The sequence below is a fragment of the Bilifractor sp. LCP19S3_H10 genome, from assembly GCF_052119185.1.
Taxonomy (GTDB): Bacteria; Bacillota; Clostridia; order Lachnospirales; family Lachnospiraceae; genus Bilifractor.
Genome location: NZ_JBQKFT010000003.1, coordinates 144,643 through 164,115 on the forward strand (window position 1 = coordinate 144,643; position 19,473 = coordinate 164,115).

The 19,473-nt window shown below is 49.8% G+C and carries 14 protein-coding genes; 1 reads left to right on the forward strand and 13 read right to left on the reverse strand.

Translation table 11 applies throughout. The features are described 5' to 3' along the window. Window positions 1-40: 40 nt before the first annotated feature. Entirely contained in the window at window positions 41-1,015 is a 975-nt protein-coding gene (locus tag ACTQZS_RS03870; protein WP_441099510.1) for a TAXI family TRAP transporter solute-binding subunit, read from the reverse strand. A gap of 63 nt (window positions 1,016-1,078) precedes the next feature. After that, window positions 1,079-2,947: a serine hydrolase domain-containing protein gene (locus ACTQZS_RS03875; RefSeq protein WP_441474672.1), complete on the reverse strand. Its 1,869-nt coding sequence runs from the start codon at window positions 2,945-2,947 to the stop codon at window positions 1,079-1,081. Window positions 2,948-3,371: 424 nt separating this feature from the next. Between ACTQZS_RS03875 and ACTQZS_RS03880 the strand changes: the two genes are divergently transcribed. After that, window positions 3,372-4,352: an SDR family NAD(P)-dependent oxidoreductase gene (locus ACTQZS_RS03880; protein WP_441474673.1), complete on the forward strand. Its 981-nt coding sequence runs from the start codon at window positions 3,372-3,374 to the stop codon at window positions 4,350-4,352. Window positions 4,353-4,573: 221 nt separating this feature from the next. Here ACTQZS_RS03880 and ACTQZS_RS03885 read toward each other — a convergent pair whose 3' ends face one another. From ACTQZS_RS03885 to ACTQZS_RS03935, 11 genes are all read right to left on the reverse strand, one after another. After that, complete coding sequence (locus ACTQZS_RS03885; RefSeq protein WP_441474674.1) at window positions 4,574-6,175, reverse strand: xylulokinase; 1,602 nt, start codon at window positions 6,173-6,175, stop codon at window positions 4,574-4,576. Window positions 6,176-6,286: 111 nt separating this feature from the next. Then, entirely contained in the window at window positions 6,287-6,988 is a 702-nt protein-coding gene (locus tag ACTQZS_RS03890; protein ID WP_441099506.1) for an L-ribulose-5-phosphate 4-epimerase, read from the reverse strand. A gap of 204 nt (window positions 6,989-7,192) precedes the next feature. Then, window positions 7,193-8,287, reverse strand: a complete 1,095-nt coding sequence (locus ACTQZS_RS03895) for a GntR family transcriptional regulator (RefSeq protein ID WP_441474675.1) — start codon at window positions 8,285-8,287, stop codon at window positions 7,193-7,195. A 149-nt stretch (window positions 8,288-8,436) separates the two neighbouring features. Then, window positions 8,437-9,873: an L-arabinose isomerase gene (araA, locus tag ACTQZS_RS03900; RefSeq protein WP_441474676.1), complete on the reverse strand. Its 1,437-nt coding sequence runs from the start codon at window positions 9,871-9,873 to the stop codon at window positions 8,437-8,439. A gap of 829 nt (window positions 9,874-10,702) precedes the next feature. Continuing rightward, window positions 10,703-12,406, reverse strand: coding sequence for a diguanylate cyclase (locus ACTQZS_RS03905; RefSeq protein WP_441474677.1), 1,704 nt, complete (start codon window positions 12,404-12,406; stop codon window positions 10,703-10,705). Window positions 12,407-12,412: 6 nt separating this feature from the next. Beyond that, a complete protein-coding gene (locus tag ACTQZS_RS03910; protein WP_441474678.1) occupies window positions 12,413-12,589 on the reverse strand; it encodes a hypothetical protein in 177 nt (58 codons plus the stop codon). Window positions 12,590-13,081: 492 nt separating this feature from the next. Further along, window positions 13,082-15,346: a formate C-acetyltransferase gene (gene pflB / locus ACTQZS_RS03915; protein WP_441474679.1), complete on the reverse strand. Its 2,265-nt coding sequence runs from the start codon at window positions 15,344-15,346 to the stop codon at window positions 13,082-13,084. Window positions 15,347-15,430: 84 nt separating this feature from the next. Further along, on the reverse strand, window positions 15,431-16,192 hold the full coding sequence (gene pflA, locus ACTQZS_RS03920) for a pyruvate formate-lyase-activating protein (protein WP_441474680.1): 762 nt from the start codon (window positions 16,190-16,192) through the stop codon (window positions 15,431-15,433). Between the two features lie 222 nt (window positions 16,193-16,414). Further along, window positions 16,415-17,128 carry a Crp/Fnr family transcriptional regulator gene (locus tag ACTQZS_RS03925; protein WP_441474681.1) on the reverse strand — a complete coding sequence of 238 codons (714 nt, stop codon included), beginning with the start codon at window positions 17,126-17,128 and terminating at the stop codon, window positions 16,415-16,417. 318 nt (window positions 17,129-17,446) lie between these two features. Further along, entirely contained in the window at window positions 17,447-17,842 is a 396-nt protein-coding gene (locus ACTQZS_RS03930) for a flavodoxin domain-containing protein (RefSeq protein ID WP_441474682.1), read from the reverse strand. A gap of 73 nt (window positions 17,843-17,915) precedes the next feature. Further along, a complete protein-coding gene (locus tag ACTQZS_RS03935; RefSeq protein ID WP_441474683.1) occupies window positions 17,916-19,412 on the reverse strand; it encodes a glycoside hydrolase family 32 protein in 1,497 nt (498 codons plus the stop codon). Window positions 19,413-19,473 lie beyond the last annotated feature (61 nt).

The window sequence follows — 19,473 nt, forward strand, 5'->3', positions numbered from 1 at the left end:
AGGCATTCTGCGAGAATATTCGTTCATTTCATGTCTCAGCTTATTCTTCCGTATTCACGGTGTAGCCCTGTTCTTTATAATATCTTGCAGCGCCCTCATGATACGGGACTGTCGTGATACTTGTCGCCGTCTTCAGATTCAGCTCCTCGCCTCTCGCATTCTCCTTCGCGATTTCCTTCGCGTTTGAGAATATTGCCCTGGTCAGATCATAGACTGTGTCCGCGTCCGCGGATGCCGACACAATCACAGTTGCGAGCACGGTAATCGTATCTATATCCTTCTTCTGCCCCGGATAGGTGCCGGCGGGAATGGAATAAGATTCATAATACGGACATTTCTCCATGATGGAATCCCGGACCTCTCCGTCTATATTTACAAAGTTCACTCCGTTGGTCGTTGCGAGCTCGGTGATCGCCGAGGTTGGTGCACCCGCGACGATAAAGGCGGCATCGATCTTGCCGTCTTTGAGAGATTCCTTGGAATCCTCAAAAGACTGGTACTGCGGTTTGATATCGTCGATATCCAGTCCCGCTCCGGCAAGAACGTCAATCGCGTTGAAATATACTCCAGATCCGGCTTCTCCGATGGATACGCTTTTACCCTTCAGATCCGATACGCTTTGAATATCCTTATCCATGGTAATCAGCTGAACCGTCTCCGCGTAGAGCGCCCCGAGCACACGGAAGGAATGCGTCCCGCCGTCCTTCTCAAAAGCGCGGGTACCGTCCCAGCCGTATGACATCACGTCCGACTGCGTGAATCCGAGCTGAAAATCTCCGTCCTGGATGCTCTGGATATTCACCTTGGAACCTCCCGTAGAAACAGCTGTTACACGGACATTCGCGTAATTCTTCATATATTGGGCCAGAACACCGCCGTACGAATAATACGTTCCTGCCGTTCCTCCGGTACCGAACATCATCCTCTCCTTATACTGTGTGCAGCCTGTCATGCTCACCGAGACAGCAAGTACAAGCAGCACACACAGCATTCGGAATCCTTTTTGTTTTCTCATGATATAAATCTCTCCCTCAAATTATTTGTTCACTTGTCTGGCCATGACATTGACCATGAAACGTCAAATTCCCTCCCTGGAATTCTCATCTGCAGCCGACATGACATGACCGATATCCCTGGGATGGATCGCCGCCTGCAGGGACTCATCAAGAAGATCCCGTCCTCCCTGCTCCACAAACTGGCGTATAAACGGAAGCTTCAGGAAATCCGGATCTTCGCCGGAGTAACGGATGGCATCCGCGATAACCGCGTCGCCCGGCGTCTCCGAGAAGCGCGCCAGAACATCCTCCCCGTCAAAGTAAAGATTGATTTTTCGTGTGCAGGCTTCTTCCAGAAAAGCGATTTCCAGAAGCAGAACCACGTGATCGTACTCATCCGTCGCAATCCGCCCGGTGGTTCCGATATAATACGGTTCTCCATGCAGTACAATCTCACTGATCTCGGGTCTCTCAAATCCCACATTGACATGATGAACGTCATCTCCCTCGTACAGAAGAATGACCATCGTATCCTCAACCCTCTGAAATCCGATCTTTTGAATGCCGTCCGTGTAGTTATTGTGCGTTACCTGGCACACCAGTGGAAAAATACCTGCTCTGCCTTTTTCCATCACGTAGGTGTGTGCATCCAGAACGTCCAGCATCTCAGAAGGAGACATCACGGTGGATTTTTTCGACCACAAACCCCAGCCCTTTCTTCTCCTCCGCCTCTTATGATACACCGGTATCTCTGCCAGATTCTGCTTCGCTGCCACTGAAAGAACCGCGCTTCCGACACCGGAACCACCGAAGGTATCATATCCGCTGTACTCGGCAATGGTACTCATCAGCTTGCGAAGAGCCGCAGGATTCTCCGCCAGGGGACCATCCGAAGCCACAAAAGATGCGCCCCAGTACCGCCTCATAATTTCAGTCAGATTGCCCTCCTGGAACAGCTCTCTGTTGCCCGCGTTAACCATAAGGATCATATCCAGATCCGGGTAGCAGATGACATCCTGCCCGAACAGCCCGTTCATGGCATATCCACCCGGACGCTCCTCCATCCAGAGCTGATAGCCATAGCCGAACTTGCCGTTATCCACGTGAGATCTGGTCATCTCCTCTACCCAATGCTTCGGCACAAGCTGTTTTCCATTCCACTCGCCCTTGTTCATCAAAAGCTGACCGATCTTGCAGGCGTCCTCCGGCCGGATAAAACACCCCCATCCGCCCTTCGTGTATCCCATCGGACTTTTCTCCCAGAAAATCTCCCGGATTCCCATCGGGTCAAAGATCCTGTCCTTCAGGAAATCAAACATAGTCTGTCCGCTTTTCACCTGGATAGCCGCAGAAAGCATGAAGGAATTCATCGAATTATAATCAAACTTTGTTCCGGGATCCGACTTGAATCCCGCTGACATGAAATTCGTACACCAGTCGCTGCCATCCAATGCGCCAGACTCCGAATAATCCACCCCGCTTGTCATCTGAAGAAGATCCCGCACCGTGACCCGCTTGCGGCTGAACCGGCTAAGGAGCTTAATATTGGAAGGAAAAATCTCATCCAATCCCTCGTTCAGAGTCAGCAGTCCCTCATGGATCGCCAATCCCGTCGCAATGCCGGTGAAGGTCTTGCACATGGAATAAGTCACGTGCCACATGCCACGCTGATAAGGCGCGAAGCTGCATTCACAGATCACCTTCCCATGACGGATAACCATGGCCTGCTGGATAGCCGCCTCCGGATCATCATGAAGAGAAATCAAATACTCCCTGATATGATTCGAAGAAATCCCCTGCGATTCCGGAGTCGCCCGCTCAAAAGGCTGCTCCACAGGCTTCCCCTCAAAATGCGGTTTCTGCGGCACAAAATCAATCTTGCCGATCTGCCCCGTCTGTCTCGCCAGAATCCGAAAGAAAAGTTGAATAAAAGAAAACCTGAACTCTGCCATATCTCTCCTCATGATGTATACTGTACTGTATAAGCTCTTCGAAAACGCAGACAGGATCGTCACGTGCGAAGCGTGTGTAAGAGACTGTATGCGATTTCGAAGGCAACAGGTATGAGCGTGAAGCCGTGTGAAACACGGCGAAAACGCGAATATGCGCGGGCAGTGAGCCACATCCGCTCACACAAAAGTGTGAAGCGGTGGGGCGAACGCCGCGACAGACCGACGAAGTCGGTCACCTGTAGGATTGCGAGAGTGCGAAGCACGGAGCAATCCGTAGCTTATACAGTACGTCTCACTGTAACCAAAAACGCAGACAGGTCGCCTGGCGCGAAGCGTGTGTAAGAGACTGGATGCGATTTCAAATACCTGTCAGCAGCATTTCAACCCGACACATATAGTAATGATAGCATAAACGGAGTACTTTATGAATATTTTTACATGGATCCAGAAAATCTGGCGCACCCTTTCCAGTATCTCAGGCAACGTTGTCACAGCCGCCTTCCTGATCTCTCTGATTGTCTTCCTTATTGAAAAATACAGATATCATTATAAAAGAGCAGCATATAAAAAGGAAGAAAAATCTTTTCTTTCAGGCGCACGTATACCGGAAGGCTCCGCTGTCCGCAAAGTGGCCGTCATTACCGGAGCCTCCAGCGGCCTCGGCCGGAAATACGCTCTGTCCATTGACCGAAATCCCGCGAAATACGATGTCACAGAATTCTGGCTGATTGCGAGGCGCAGAGACCGCCTTGAGGCTCTGGCATCCGGGCTTCATCTCCCGGTGAAGGTTCTCTGCCTAGACCTGACAGATTCTGAAAACATCGACTTCCTTGAAAAATGTCTGGAACAGGAATCTGCATCCGCTGGAGGTTCCTCTGCCTTCACGGTTTCCATGCTTCTGAACTGTGCCGGCTATGGGAAATACGGTTCCTCGAGAGACATCGGAAGGCAGGAGGAATGCCGGATGATCGATACAAACGACAAGGTATCGATCAGTGTCACTGCCGCCGTCATCCCGTATATGAATGCCGGAAGCCGGATCCTCGAAGTCTGTTCGGTCGCCGGTTTTCAGCCAATCCCGTTCTTTAACTGTTATGCCGCGTCCAAGTCTCTGCTCTATTCCTACAGCCGCGCGCTCCGGATCGAGCTTCTCAATTCAGGGATCAGTGTCACTGCCGTCTGCCCTTACTGGATCAAAGATACGGAATTTATAGCAAAGGCAGCCGGTAAGCAGAAAGACCTCTTTCTCGCTTCAACCGCCTCCCGTGTGGTCCGGATCTCCCTGTTCGATGTGCAGCACCACCACGCGCTCTCCACGCCAGGTCTTCTCTGCACGCTTGACCGCATCTTCGCCGGATGGATACCGGACGAGGTTCTTGCGTATATCATGACATTTTTCCTTTGACATTGTCTGACCGGAATATTCCCAGCCTCCTCTTTGTATCTGACATAAGGGGTTGTTCCCTCAGACCAGAGCTTCAATATCTGGTCCACATCAGCATATGATATTCAAAGTCAAAACGGGAAATGCCTGGTCCGCATTCCTCTCGAAATTCAGACCGGGCATTTCCCGCAAGTTCTCTTTTTATGTTTTTTATACGTTTTTCGCTATTTGTGAAAAGTAAATCACCAGGAAAGATGATCAATAGCGGCCTTCTCTACCGCAATTCCCGCGCGGTAGTGTTCAGCGAAGGTCTCGTATCCCGCCTCGTCCGCAGGATCCGGATCGATCGTAATTCCCTCCTGTCCGGCAAAAATCTTCTGTGACAGGTAATTGCCCAGTGAATCGTATTCGTTCGCGCCGCTGATCCGGTACGCTGCCAATACAGCCATTCCCCATGGACCACCCTCGCTGGCGGTCTTCATGACCGTCACCGGCACATGAATGGCGGCAGCCAGATACTTCTGCGCCACTCCTTCCGTTTTAAACAGTCCGCCGTGACCGGTGATGCGGTCGATATGCACATTTTCCTCCTTCAGGATATCCATCCCGAGCTTAACCGCAGCCAGAGAAGTATACAGATTTGCGCGCATCAGATTTGCCAGATTGAACCGGCTGTCCGGCATTCTGACATACAGCGGCCGTCCCTCGTTCAGCATGGTTACATTCTCGCCCGAGTAATAACCGTATGCCAGAAGTCCGCCGCAGTCCGGATCTCCCTTCAGTGAATTGGTGTAGAGCTTCTGATACAGCTCTCCCATATCCGCCTGAATCCCCATCAGCTCGCAGAACTCATGGAAGATCCCCACCCAGGCATTGAGGTCTGTTGTGCCGTTGTTCGCGTGAGACATCGCGCAGGGCGCCCCATCCGGCGTCGTAACCATGTCAATTTCCCGGTGAAGCTTCTTCAGCGTCTGTCCCTTCTCCAGCACAATCATCGCAAACGTGCTGGTTCCCGCAGAAATGTTTCCGGTTCCCGGTGCGACAGAATTCGTGGAGACCATCCCGGTTCCCGCATCCCCTTCCGGCGGAGCCATCGGCACGCCCGGCTCCAGATTTCCGCTCTCATCCAGAAGGGCCGCTCCCTCCGCTGTCAGAGTCCCGGCATCCTCTCCCGCACACAGGACCTTCGGGAACAGATCTTCCGCGCGGAAGGAATACCCGTGCTTCTGAAGAAGTCCGTCAAAAAGCTCCATCATGTGCGCGTCATAGTCCATTTTTGAGGTATCTATCGGGAAGATTCCAGACGCGTCTCCTGCGCCGGTCACCTTCCGACCCGTCAGGCGGTAGTGCATGTAAGAGGCAAGGGTGGTGACAAAATCCACCTTATCCAGATGTTTCTCATGATCCAGAACACACTGATACAGATGCGCTGATGTCCAGCGGAGCGGGATGTTGAAATCAAACAATTCCGTCATCTCATCCGCTGCCGCCTGCGTATTTGTATTCCGCCATGTCTGGAACGGAGCAATCGTATGATCCTCCTGATCCAGCGCGATGTATCCATGCATCATGGCACTGATGCCCAGCGCACCAAGCTTCCGGATCACAACACCATACTTCTGTCTGACATTCTCCCGCAGCGAGGTATAACACCCCCGAAGGCCCCTGTCAATTTCCTCATAGCTGTAGGTCCAGATACCATCCCGCAGTTTATTTTCCCAGTCATACACACCTGTGCCGAGCACATTGCCGTCAAGGTCAATCAGAACCGCCTTGATTCTCGTCGAGCCGAACTCAATGCCAAGCGCCGTCTGTCCGGCAGCGATTTGTTCTCCTGCTCCCATATTCTCTCCCTTCTCCTTTCACACAAAGCTCTTTTCTCTGTCTCAGACAGCTATTTCTCACCCAGTCCCTGCAACTTACGGGGCTGCCATATAACCCCGGAGATCCCGGAGTCATTCCTCCTTCTGACCGTAGTACGCGCCTGCTCCGTGCTTGCGGAAATAATGCTTGTCCTGAAGCTCCTGCGGTGCCGGCTGCACCTTTGGATTGATGCATTCACAGAGCGCCGCCATTTTCGCCACTTCCTCTACGACAACAGCATTGTGAACCGCTTCCTTTGCGTCCTTTCCCCAGGTAAATACTCCGTGATTCTTGCAGAGAACTCCCGGCACAGCGGCGGGATCTCTGTGATTTTCCTCAAAATCATCCGCGATCAGCACACCCGTATTGGTCTCGTAGGCCTCCTCGATTTCCTCTTTTGTCAGGTTTCTCACGCAGGGAATGTCCCCGTAAAAATAATCCGCGTGTGTTGTTCCATAGCAGGGGATTCCACGCCCTGCCTGTGCCCAGCTGGTCGCCCAGGTAGAATGCGTGTGAACAATTCCTCCGATTTCCGGAAAACGATTATACAGAACGGTATGTGTCGGCGTATCAGAGGAAGGGTTATAACGTCCCTCCACCTTCTCCCCCTTCAGATTTACTACGACCATATCCTCCGGCTTCAGCTTCTGATAATCCACACCGCTCGGCTTGATGACAAACAGGCCGCTCTCACGGTCAATCGCGCTGACATTTCCCCATGTAAAGGTGACCAGATGATATTCCGGCAGAAGCAGATTCGCTTCCCAGACTTTCTTCTTTAATTCTTCCAGCATGTCATATTCTCCCGTATATTAATCTTCTTTGTTATTATCGTTATTATCGTTATTATCCTTCTATGTTAATCTTCCACGTTTTTGTTGTGCGTTTTTCTCTGTATTATTCTTCCGCGTTATTGTTGTGTGTTTTTCTTCTGCAGTATTCTTCCACGTTTTTGTTGTGCGTTGTTGTGCGTTTTTCTTCTGCAGTATTCATCTGTGTTACTGTTCTGATTTTTCTATCTTCTTCACGGATTCCCGGATCACCGGCTCAGCGTCATACAGATAATTCCCGTCGAAATCCGGATTTTCAATCATTTTCAAAAGATTTTCGGCGACGCGGATTCCGAGCTTTTCCTTCGGATGCGGAAACGAGGTAAAGGGAACACGACAGATCGACGCGAGATTGGAATCATCGATGGCGACCACAGAGATGTCCTCCGGTACCTTCACTCCGTGCGACAGCAGGATGTTGATCACCTCCATCGCCACCTCATCATTATAGCAGACAACCGCCGTACAGCCGGAAAGCCGGTACAACAGATAATCCTCCAGCCGGTGGATGTTCTGCTGCATGGAAGTATCATACCAGATTACGGAAAAACGCTCAAAAGGAATGTTGTTTCGCATGATCGCATCGACATACCCCTGATAACGGAGCGGTCCCTGACCGTCGTCGGACTTGAATATTCCGGCTATTTTCCTGTGGCCGTTCCGGATCAGAAGTTCGGTCGCGTGGTCCGCGATCTTCCGGTCATCAATTCTGACGCACGGTACCTTCAGATCGGGATAAAAGGTATTGAAGAACAGAATCGGAATATGTCTGCTCAGAATCTCCTGATAATATGGGAGATTCGGATTCGGAAGAGCGCTCTGCGTAGCCTCTACGATGAACCCGTCAATATCCCCTTTTTCAAGAACCGACTCCAGATTCCGTCTCTCAATATCCGGCCGGTTATCGGTGAATGCCACCTGCGTCGTGTAACCGGCATTCTGCAGAACGGAGACGATCCCCCTCAGAATCGGCGGGAAAATATAGCTTTCATTAAACGTGCTGAGCACGGCAATGTTCATGTACCGCTCTCTGCGAACCGGCTGGAAGGACGCGCCGATATAGGTGCCGCTTCCCTGGACACGGGTCAGAATATGTTCCTTCTCAAGCTCTCCCGTCGCGTGACGGATCGTCTGCCTGCTTAAACCAAACTTCTGACTGAGCTCCTTTTCAGACATCAGCTTATCGCCATACCGGAGACTTCCATCCCGGATTCCCTCCTTGATCCATCGGATCACCGTCTGATATTTAGGCTGCTCTGTCATACTTTTTCCTCATTTCTCTGAATGTCAGGCTGTGGCTGTTCTATGTATTCATCCGCAGAAAATTATACTGTCACAAATTATACACCCAACGCACAGATCATTCACAGCATGAAAATAAAATTTTCTCTTTTTCAGGAAAACGCATCCGTTCAACACGAAAAGCGTCTGAGATCCTCCCGGGTTGTATCATCTCCGATGGTGATCAGCTCGGTTCCGGTCAGCCTTGCGAACATCTCAATATCCGCGCGGTCAAGTGCAGTTGATATTACGCTGTGATGTGCGCCTCCCGCATAGCACCATGCCGCGGTTCCGGTCTGAAAATCCGGTTTATGACGGTACATAATTCTCGCGACCGGGAGCTTCGGCATCTGCTCCGGCTGTTTCACAAGCTCAACATCGGCGCAGATCATCCGGAAATGATCTCCCATATCCACCAGGGTCACCTGTATTCCGTCTCCGGTTACACCGTCAAATACCAGCCGGGCAGGATCATCCTTTCCTCCAATGCCAAGCGGATGTACCTGAATCTCCGGCTTGTTCGCGGCGAAGGATGCCGGAACCTCAAGCATATGCGACGCAAGCTCCAGTTCTTTTCCAGGCAGGAGATCATATGTGTAGTCCTCAATGAATCCTGTCGCTCCCTCTCTTCCCTCAGCCATCTTCATCAGAACCGCAGAAAGAGCGGCGATCTTGTAATCCCCCTCCGGTCCGAATCCGACGCCTTTCGCCATCAGATCCTGGGCAGCAAGTCCTGGAAGCTGACGAAGGCCGAACAGGTCCTGGAATGTATCGGTAAACGCAGAGCACCCGTTCTCCCGGATGAACTTTTCGAAAGCCACCTCGTATCGTGCCTGCTCGCGTACCGCATCGAGATTATCGGTCGCCATGGTGTACTTCTCGCTGTATTCCTCCATCTTTGCGTTGATCTCATCATCCGTCACTTTCGCAGAACGGTCCGCAATTTCTCCGATTCCCCAGTACTTAATCTCCCATCCATACCGGATCTCTGCCTCGAGGCGATTGCCGTCGGTCACCGCGACATCACGCATGTTGTTGCCGAACGTTGCGACGCACAGGTTGTGAGAAAATCTCACCGCCTTCGCTACCTGAGCGAAGCGCCGGATTCCGTCCAACACATTCTCGTGTCTGTAATATCCCGCAACAACTTCATGCGGAATGTGCAGCCTCGCAAGGATATAACCGAATTCTCTGTCTCCATGTGCGGACTGATTCAGATTCATGAAATCCATATCAATTGCGTCGTATGGCAGTCTCTCATTTGCCTGTGTATGCAGATGAAGCAGAGGCTTTCTCAGTTCCTGAAGGCCCTTGATCCACATCTTGGCCGGCGAAAACGTATGCATCCATGTGATCACGCCGGCGCAGTCATCATCATCCATTACTTTACGAATATCCTTCACGCAGGTTTCTGAGGTGATCACTGTCGGCAGAAGCTCGATGCGGATTGTGTCCGATAATTTGCTGTTCAGAAACGCTGTCATTTCTCCGGCATCCGCTGCCACCTGTCGAAGACACTCCTCACCGTAGAGATCCTGACTGCCGACAATGAAATATAGTTTTTCCATTTTATTTTCTCCTAAATAAATCAGTTAATATGCGCTTTTACAGTATGTGGCACGATGTATCGTATGGGAGTTATTTAATAACCTGAATGGATTGTCTGTCCGCAAAAATCAGTACAAACACCAGGAAGATAACACTCTCAATCATCTGCATCGTCTGTGTGGACATTCCAAGCATCTGCAGTCCTGAATTATCTTTACATCTTGCAGCACCTTGTTAATATGTACAAATCACCTTGTAATTGTTAATGTACCATTCATGTATTTTACTGTCAATATGTATGGTATATCTTCGTTGTCTTCACTAATATGTACGTTTAATTTTTGGGAAATTTTCTTCTCTGAAGCATTAAGTTGTACACCTTGTATATCTCAGGTCTAATGTAAGCACACACACCGCCACCGGAATTCTGCTCTTTGTCTGATGGACATTACAGGTTCTTCTGTTCCACACACTTTTACTTTAAATTTTTCTCCCGCATAGCATTGTCCTGCGTATTTTTCGCCACAGAACGAGATAAAACACGCTGTGCGAGTTTTATCTCGCTATCGCGACGCTCGCCGCACACAAATACTTCGCATTCGGCTGCGGCTCACCGTTCGCGTAAACGAGATAAAACACGCTGCGCGAGTTTTATCTCGCTATCGCGACGCTCGCCGCACACGAATACTTCGCATTCGGCTGCGGCTCACTGTTCGCGTAAATAACGGGGCTGCTCCCGCAGATCAGAGAATATATATCCGACCCTCGGGAGCAGCCCCGTTACACTGCATGCCCTCCTCCAATCGCCGGACGATTCGGCACCGTCCCCTCGATGAATCACGCAGTTTATCATTCATGTTTTTTCAATTTTTCTTTATCCTGAATGAATACATAAAAAATGTCGCCGAAATGCTCATCATGGACCATTCTCCCTATATCGATTACATTTCGGACATTTCCGTTCTTTGTCAGGATCCGATATTCCACATAGTCATCAAACGTTGATTTCAGCGGATCCGACGAGTTTTTCTCGTGCAGAATCTGATCTCGTATGGACTGTTCCACTTCTATATAATCATCCGGATGAACAATATGACGGAAACTGGAGTGTGTGTATTCCAGAAATTCTCTGTGATTTTTGCATTCGAACAGCCGGACAAGATCATCATTTGCAAATAGAATCCGCTCATCTCCTTCCGCCTGATAGATGAGAACAGCCCCCGGGAGCCCTGTAACCATGCTTCTGACATTAAATCCCATGTAATCCCGGCTGATATTCATCATATCCGATTTGAAATGCAAGACTGTATGTTTTCCTGTGGTTTTCGCAGCGTAGAGCGCACTGTCCATCTGCTTCATCAGCGTTTCACGATCTGAAGCCTGTGACGGAAAATCAGCATATCCGCCGGAAATTGTGTAGCGAATCATCTTCCCGTCAAATTCGAATTTTCTATCCTCTGTGAGTGCATCCAGAATGATCTTCGCACAGTCCTCCGGAGACTTATTTCGAATAATCACGCAGAACTCATCTCCTCCGGTTCTTCCGATCAGACATCCCGGAAAAGCAAAAACGAGGTATTCCGCCAGATCACGCAAGGCAGCATCACCTGCCGCATGACCGTACAGATCATTAATCAGCTTAAAATCATCCAGATCGATAAACACACCTGTCATCTCATTCCTGTCATACGAACTGCAGTAATCATCCAGATGTGCAATCAGACCGCCCCGGTTGTACAGACCCGTCAGATGATCGCGGTATACAAGCATCCCGAGTTCCCGGTTCTTTTCAACAAGTATGGAATTATATTTTCTGCTGAATAAACCCACCGTTATCATCGTGACAATCAGTGCGGCAATCATCATGATTAAATTTGTACGAAACACATAGGGCAGGAGATACCTTCGCTGAATTGTTTCGTATTCCCGGATACTGGAAAGATTTTCGCCTTCACAGATGACCCAGTTATATTCCCTGTACAGTCGGCAGTAAGTCATCTTCTCGGTCACCTTGTCGCTGTGCAGTTCTTTAAAAAAATACCGGTAAAATCCACTTCCGGATCGGTTCACCAGATCAAGTTCCTCCTGGTAAGGCTTATTGCCATGTTCGTCTGTGGTATTCGTCGAAAGCTTTTCTCCCTCGGTATCCGGAAGATTCGGATGCATCAGACGAATCGCATATCCGTCACCGCCGTTATAATCAATGATCTCATTGACCCATATATATCTTCCGTTTTCATATTCATTTAAATGTACTTTCGCATATAATTGCTTCCGGATCACGTTCTTTATCTCTGAATCTGACTTTCCTTCTTTTTTCAGAAGTTCTTTGGTATTTTCAATATCCCGGATAATGTTATCGACCGAATTCTTCAGCACTTTCTCATCCGAAGCAAGCATGATATTGGAAATAACCTCTGAATTCTTGCTCAAAAGCAGTCTGGTGCTGACCGTGAAAATCACGATAAGCTCAACTGCAACGAGCATAAACATAATCAGATTGATTCTCAGAGCAAAATTACTCTTCCCCGAGTGATATGAATTCTTCTTCATGATAAATCACCAGTGCAGATAATCGATCGCAGCCTTCTCTGCCACGATTTCCCTATAGAAACACGCATATATGCAATCGTATAACCGATTCTCCCCGTCACGCTTCATAATCAGATGACCATTTTTACGGTCTATGGTGTTGACATTTTTCTCCGGATTCCGTTTGAATCTTTGTTTTTTCAAACAGACAAAGCGCTCTTCAATTATACAACAGACTCGTAAATCTTTCAGCCAAAAATATTTCAGTCCCGGAATCTTCAATAAGCCACAAATGATAAAGCCCTAAAATCTTCAGCTTTCACATTTTATACACCGTAGCGCACATAGATACAGTGGAGGAAAGCAGGATGGATGCACTGGCTTGCTTTTCACATTTTACACACCGCAGCGCACACAAAAACAGGGGTTGTCGCATAATCTTGCAGCAACCCCCGTTTTTACGATTTTGAAAATGTAATGGATCAACATTACCAGTCAGGGAAGAACCTGAGGATATCTTTGTATTTGACAATAACTCTTTATATCTCTGTTCTTTAACGAAATATGTATATTTCTGTCAAAATGACCTGCATTCTAAGATATATATTTCTGTCAAAATGACCTGCATTCTCAGATATATATTTCTGTCGAAATGGCTGGCATGCATTCCTTTGATTGAAAAATTTATTTCCGATTTTACATTTTCTCGTGAATGTATCTGGAGATGACATCCAGCTGCTGTTCTCTCGTAAGGTCGATGAACTTTACCGCATAACCGCTGACACGGATTGTGAAGTTTGCGTATTCCGGCTTCTCCGGATGCTCCATCGCGTCCTTAAGCTTCTCCAGACCAAAGACATTGACATTGAGATGATGCGCGCCCTGATCGAAGTATCCGTCAAGTACCCGGACCAGATTCTCTTTTCTTGAATTAACATCATGGCCGAGCGCTCCGGGATTGATCGTCTGTGTGTTTGAGATGCCGTCAAGAGCGTACTCATACGGAAGCTTTGCCACGGAATTCAGGGAAGCCAGAAGGCCGTTCTGTTCCGCTCCGTAAGCCGGGTTTGCTCCGGGAGCAAACGGCTTGTAAGCCTCTCTTCCGTCCGGAAGTGCTCCGGTTGCCTTTCCGTATACCACATTGGATGTGATGGTGAGGATCGAAGTAGTAGGCTCAGAATTCCGGTAGGTGTGATGCTTTCTGATCTTCTTCATAAAGGTCTTGAGCAGCCATACGGCGATGTCATCCGCTCTGCTGTCATCATTTCCGTAGCGCGGGAAATCTCCCTCGATCTCATAATCAGTCACAAGTCCGGACTCATCGCGGACGGTTTTTACCTTTGCGTATTTGATCGCGCTCAGGGAATCGACGACATGTGAGAATCCTGCGATTCCGGTCGCAAAGGTTCTGCGGACATCGGTATCGATCAGTGCCATCTCTGCCGACTCATAATAATATTTATCATGCATATACTGGATCAGATTCAGGATATTCACATAAAGATCTGCAAGCCAGTCCATCATGATGTCGAACTTGTGAAGAACCTCGTCGTAATCGAGATATTCAGAGGTGATCGGCGCGTACTCCGGCCCTACCTGCATGTGATTTCCCTGCTTGTCCAGGAATTTTTCATCCTTTCCTCCATTGATTGCATACAGGAGGCACTTCGCGAGGTTTGCTCTCGCGCCGAAGAACTGCATTTCCTTTCCGGTCTGTGTCGCGCTGACGCAGCAGCAGATGCTGTAGTCGTCTCCCCAGACCGGTTTCATCACATCATCGTTCTCGTACTGAATAGATGAAGTCCGGATTGAAATGGAAGCCGCGTATTTCTTGAAGCTCTCCGGAAGTGCGGAGCTGTAAAGCACCGTCAGATTCGGCTCCGGAGACGGTCCCATGTTCTCCAGGGTGTGAAGGAAACGATAGTCATTTTTTGTGACCATGGAACGGCCGTCCATGCCGATTCCCGCAACCTCAAGTGTTGCCCATACGGGATCGCCGGAAAACAGCTCATTGTAGCTTGGAATACGCGCAAATTTTACCATGCGGAACTTCATGGTCAGATGATCAATCAGCTCCTGCGCCTCTTTCTCCGTGAGAGTTCCCTCTTTCAGATCACGCTCAATATAAATATCCAGGAAGGTTGAGATTCTTCCGACAGACATTGCAGCTCCGTTCTGTGTCTTGATTGCGGCAAGGTAACCGAAATACAGCCACTGAACCGCCTCCCTCGCATTCTTTGCCGGTGCGGAAATATCGTATCCATATGCCTCCGCCATCTTTTTCATGCCCTTAAGTGCACGGATCTGCTCGCTGATTTCCTCTCTCAGACGGATGACATCATCGGTCATCGTTCCGTCTCCGCAGTTTGCGAAATCTTCCTGTTTCTTCGCGATCAGATGATCGATTCCGTACAGGGCAACTCTCCGGTAATCACCGACGATTCGGCCTCTGCCATATGTGTCCGGAAGACCCGTTACAATATGAGAATGTCTTGCCTTCCTCATTTCCGGTGTATACGCGTCAAAAACGGCCTGATTATGGGTCTTGTGATATTCTGTAAAGATCTTGTGGAACTTGTCATTGATATGATATCCATACGTCTCTGCAGCCTCTTCCGCCATCTTGATTCCGCCGTAAGGCATGAACGCTCTCTTCAGCGGTTTGTCTGTCTGCAGTCCGACGATTTTCTCAAGATCCTTTGTGGATTCATCGATGTATCCTGCGCCGTAAGCGGTCAGTCCGGAAACAACCTCTGTTTCACAGTCAAGCACGCCTCCCTTTGCGCGCTCCTGTTTCTGCAGCTCCTGTACCTTACCCCACAGAATATCGGTTGCCTCTGTCGGTCCTTCGAGGAAGCTCTCGTCGCCGTCATACGGAGTGTAATTCTTCTGTATGAAATCACGGACATCGATATCGTCCGTCCATTTACTGCCCTTAAAGTCTCTCCACTCGTTTCTCATAGCTCTGTCTCCTTTCTTTCTTGTTGTCTGCTATCATCAGTCTTTACAACTGTTAACTGTGCTGCTGAAAATCCTTCCTGCGCCTTACGCGCTCTTTTCACCGGAAGTCTGCGGATGCTCACCGGCACCGAGAATGTTTTCCGCTGCTCTCACCTGCTGCGCCGTGGGACTCTTAACCCCCTCCAGCGCATACGGAATACCGAGCAGTTCCCACTTGTAGGCGCCCATCGTGTGATACGGCAGTACCTCTACCTTCTGAACATTACTCAGTCCGTTCAGGAACTCCCGCTCCTTTTTCAGATCCTCCGACGCGTCGGTCCAGCCGGGGACAAGTACCTGGCGGATCCACACGGGCTTCCCGATTTCATTCAGATAGCGGATCATGGACAGGATGTTCTCATTCCTGACGCCTGTCAGCTTCCGGTGTTTTTCCGGATCCATCTCCTTGATATCCACAAGAAGCAGATCTGTATATTGCATCAGATTTCTGAATTTTTCGAACCATTCGCCCTCGCTCGTGAATGGCTGTCCCGCTGTGTCAATGACCGTGTGAATTCCTTTTTCCTTTGCCTTCCGGAACAGCTCCGTGACAAAGTCGATCTGGAGAAGAGGCTCTCCGCCGGACACCGTGATTCCGCCCTCATCGCCCCAGTAAGGACGATATCTTAACGCCTGATCAATAAGCTCATCCGCGCTTCTCAGATCATCGGACTGAAGCTTCCAGGTATCTGCGTTGTGACAGAATTTACACCGCATCGCACATCCCTGCAGAAAAATTACGAAACGGACGCCGGGCCCGTCTACCGAGCCAAATGTCTCTATCGAATGAATTCTTCCCCTGATCATGTTCTGCCTCCTTTGAAAACGCAAAAGAAAAACCGCCTGTCACAGAGGCTGTCACGAACGGCTCCGTATTCCTCCGTTCCTCAGCTTTCCGTGTCAGACGGTTCTGTGATCTGCCATCTGTCAGCTCCCTGTGACAAGCTGATCGTAACAGAATATGGCAGACAACTCCTTGATTATAATCAAATTTAAGCTATTACTTTAACACATTTTTTGGCCTGATTTTCAACCTGTTTTTTCGGTATATTCCCGCAGTTTCTTATGATCTATCACCTTCAGACACCCGCGGCCCAGCCTTTTCACCATTCCTTCCTTCTCCAGAAACGAAATGTTCCGGCTGACCGTTTCCGGCCGCAGATTGACCGAGGACGCAATGTCATCCAGCTTCAAATTGATCACATCTCCAAGGCATTTTCGCTCCCTTCGCAGCAGAAAAGCAGCTACCCTCTGACGAGGCTCACGAATGGAAAGGACGAAGATCTTATCCTCCGCGTCAGTGATATCACTGGCAAGAACCTCAATCATATTGAACGATATCTGAGGATTTTCAGTGATCATCCGCATGATGACCGACCGAGGGATCTCACAGGTCTTCACCTCTTCCAGAGCTACCACATCATAATTATACCGGTGCTCCTTCAAAAAGATGCCGTGCCACACACTCTGGCCGTCATGAAGGACATCCAGGATATGTTCCTCCCCCATGACATCCGTCCTCGATATTTTCACCTTTCCCCTGCGTATGATGATGATAGAATCAATGCTGTCATTCTCGGATACGATACGCACGTCTGCAGGATAGGTATGATGGACCGAATGATTAACCAGTCTTTGCTGAATTTCCGGAGACAGTCCCCGGAACATCCGCACTTCGGAAATGCAGAATTTGTTCCGTTCCCGAAATTCACAGTTTTCTCTGTTGCATCCCTCTTTTTCCATAGAATTCCTCCACTGTTCCGGACAATCAATCATGCAGCGCGCCGGGCTGTCAATCATGCCTGTTCCATCGCCCGGAAAACGAGATAAACACGCTGCGCAAGTTTTATCTCGCTATCACGACGCTCGCCGCACACAAATACTTCGCATTCGGCTGCGGCTCACCGTTCGCGTAAACGAGATAAAACACGCTGCGCGAGTTTTATCTCGCTATCGCGACGCTCGCCGCACACGAATACTTTGTATTCGGCTGCGGCTCACTGTTCGCGTAAATTACGGACGGCGCATGAAGTCATCATGCGCCGTCTGTTCATCGCTGCCTCAGGCAAGAAACTGCTTTGCGAAAGTCTCCGCCTCTCTCAGCTGCTTTTCTCCTGGCTTGCCGCGGAAATAAAATGTCCGATCCTCTACGGGAATTTCCTTCGCCTCCAGTTCCTTCCGAATGAGTTCGATTGCATGCTTTGATACCCAGGAAGTGGAGAAGATAACCGCTTTCCTGACCTCTTCCTTCTTCAGGCTGCGCAGATATTCCGTCAGCTTTCTGTCAATGCCGTAGGCATAGAGTGCGCCGCCGACAAACAGGATATCCACTGTTCCTGGAAGTGCCGCATCCGGTGCGTCTGCCGAAACCGCCTCCGTCCCTGCGGCCTTTGCGATTGCCTCCGCCGCAGCCCTTGTGTTGCCCGATCTTGAATAATATCTCACTGCAATATCCATGCTCAACCTCCTGAATCGTAAAGTGTCAACAAATTCAGAATAGGTTCCGTTTCCGCAGCTGTCAAGAAGGTCATTAAATATTCAGAAGATACCTCGTGATATCCACAGCCGCTTCTCCGCGCGCACGGACCGAGATTCCCGCTGCCTCCGGATCTGCGTAATGCGTCATGCTCATCACCGTTTCTCCGTCATTCACGAAGATTTCCGCACTGTACCGGTCCAGAATCATCCTCAGCTTCAGACTTCCGTCTGCCGCGGATACCTTCGCCGTTCTTGAATGAAGTACATCCCGGATCACCCCGGAATGAGAGCGGTCTATTGTGAGGGTCTGATCCTGCGAACGATAAGTAACAGAGCAATAATGACTGCCGCCCTCCGCGAAACGAATTTCTACCTCCCGGCAATCCTCCTCCGGACGGATCTCAAAAATCAGGTCCGCTATTCTTCCCGAAAGCGCAGGATCTGCGAAGACCCGGCTGTCGTCAACCGCGACATTCCGTCTCTCGGCCTTGTCCGTCCTGTACTGTTCCAGCTCACGAACAGGTCTCTGAATCAGCCGTCCATCACGGATCGTCAGCTCTCGCGGAAGAGATACCTGGCCAAACCACTTCGCGTTGTCCACGCGATAAGGCACGGTATCCCAGCTCTGCATCCAGCCGGTGAGAATCCTCCTCCCGTCCGGCGAGAGCACCGTCTGGGTCGCGTAAAAATCGATTCCATCATCAACCGGATGAACAAATTCCTCCCGGAAACACCCGTTCTCATCTTCCTCATCGAGATGGCCGATCATGCAGAGCACATTGTTGCCTGCATGGAATCCAAGGCTATCCGGCTCCATATCCTGCGGGCTCATCAGAATCACGCTTTTGCCATCAAGCACAAAATAATCCGGGCACTCCCACATTCTTCCGAACCGTCCGTGATTTACTGCCAGCTTTGACAGATACGACCAGTGAAACGCGTCCAGGCTTGTGAAGAGCAGAAGCTGCCCTGTCTCATCCTCCGCCCGGTTCGCGACTACACACCTCCAGGACCCGTCGGACTCCCGCCAGATTTTCGGATCACGAAAATCAATACGGCTCGCGCCTTCCGGCAAATCCAGCTCGGAAAGAACCGGATTGCCGGGATATTTCTGATAATCCACGCCGTCGCCGATGGCAAGATTCTGTGTCTGCACATCGCAGATGGTTCCATCGAGGTGCTTCTCCCGGCGGCATCCGGTATACATCAGAAGATGCCTACCGTCCGGAAGTTCTGCAGCGTCTCCTGAAAAGCATCCCGCTTCCCGGTCCGGAAATGTGTCCGGCGCAAGCGCACAGGGTCTGTTCTCCCAGCGGATCAGATCCTTTGTCACCGCATGTCCCCAGTGCATCGGGCCCCACTGTGTATCATAAGGATTGTACTGATAAAACATGTGGTATTCACCCTGATACCATGAAAATCCGTTCGGGTCATTCATCCACCCGACTCTTGGAGTGAGATGAAACGCCGGTCTCTCCTCCGGACGGATCTTCTTTTCATATAACTGTTCTGTAATTCTTGCCTTAAGAAGTTCGTCTGATCTGTACATCAATCTGCTTCCTTTCATACTCTGTTTCGTTTCTCCGGTGATTCCCGGATTTCATTTTCAT

Excerpts from the sequence above, each read along its gene's own strand:
- ACTQZS_RS03870 (WP_441099510.1), bottom strand. The coding sequence starts at position 1,015 with ATGAGAAAACAAAAAGGATTCCGAATGCTGTGTGTGCTGCTTGTACTT.
- ACTQZS_RS03875 (WP_441474672.1), bottom strand. The coding sequence starts at position 2,947 with ATGGCAGAGTTCAGGTTTTCTTTTATTCAACTTTTCTTTCGGATTCTG.
- ACTQZS_RS03880 (WP_441474673.1), top strand. The coding sequence starts at position 3,372 with ATGAATATTTTTACATGGATCCAGAAAATCTGGCGCACCCTTTCCAGT.
- ACTQZS_RS03885 (WP_441474674.1), bottom strand. The coding sequence starts at position 6,175 with ATGGGAGCAGGAGAACAAATCGCTGCCGGACAGACGGCGCTTGGCATT.
- ACTQZS_RS03890 (WP_441099506.1), bottom strand. The coding sequence starts at position 6,988 with ATGCTGGAAGAATTAAAGAAGAAAGTCTGGGAAGCGAATCTGCTTCTG.
- ACTQZS_RS03895 (WP_441474675.1), bottom strand. The coding sequence starts at position 8,287 with ATGACAGAGCAGCCTAAATATCAGACGGTGATCCGATGGATCAAGGAG.
- araA (WP_441474676.1), bottom strand. The coding sequence starts at position 9,873 with ATGGAAAAACTATATTTCATTGTCGGCAGTCAGGATCTCTACGGTGAG.
- ACTQZS_RS03905 (WP_441474677.1), bottom strand. The coding sequence starts at position 12,406 with ATGAAGAAGAATTCATATCACTCGGGGAAGAGTAATTTTGCTCTGAGA.
- pflB (WP_441474679.1), bottom strand. The coding sequence starts at position 15,346 with ATGAGAAACGAGTGGAGAGACTTTAAGGGCAGTAAATGGACGGACGAT.
- pflA (WP_441474680.1), bottom strand. The coding sequence starts at position 16,192 with ATGATCAGGGGAAGAATTCATTCGATAGAGACATTTGGCTCGGTAGAC.
- ACTQZS_RS03925 (WP_441474681.1), bottom strand. The coding sequence starts at position 17,128 with ATGGAAAAAGAGGGATGCAACAGAGAAAACTGTGAATTTCGGGAACGG.
- ACTQZS_RS03930 (WP_441474682.1), bottom strand. The coding sequence starts at position 17,842 with ATGGATATTGCAGTGAGATATTATTCAAGATCGGGCAACACAAGGGCT.
- ACTQZS_RS03935 (WP_441474683.1), bottom strand. The coding sequence starts at position 19,412 with ATGTACAGATCAGACGAACTTCTTAAGGCAAGAATTACAGAACAGTTA.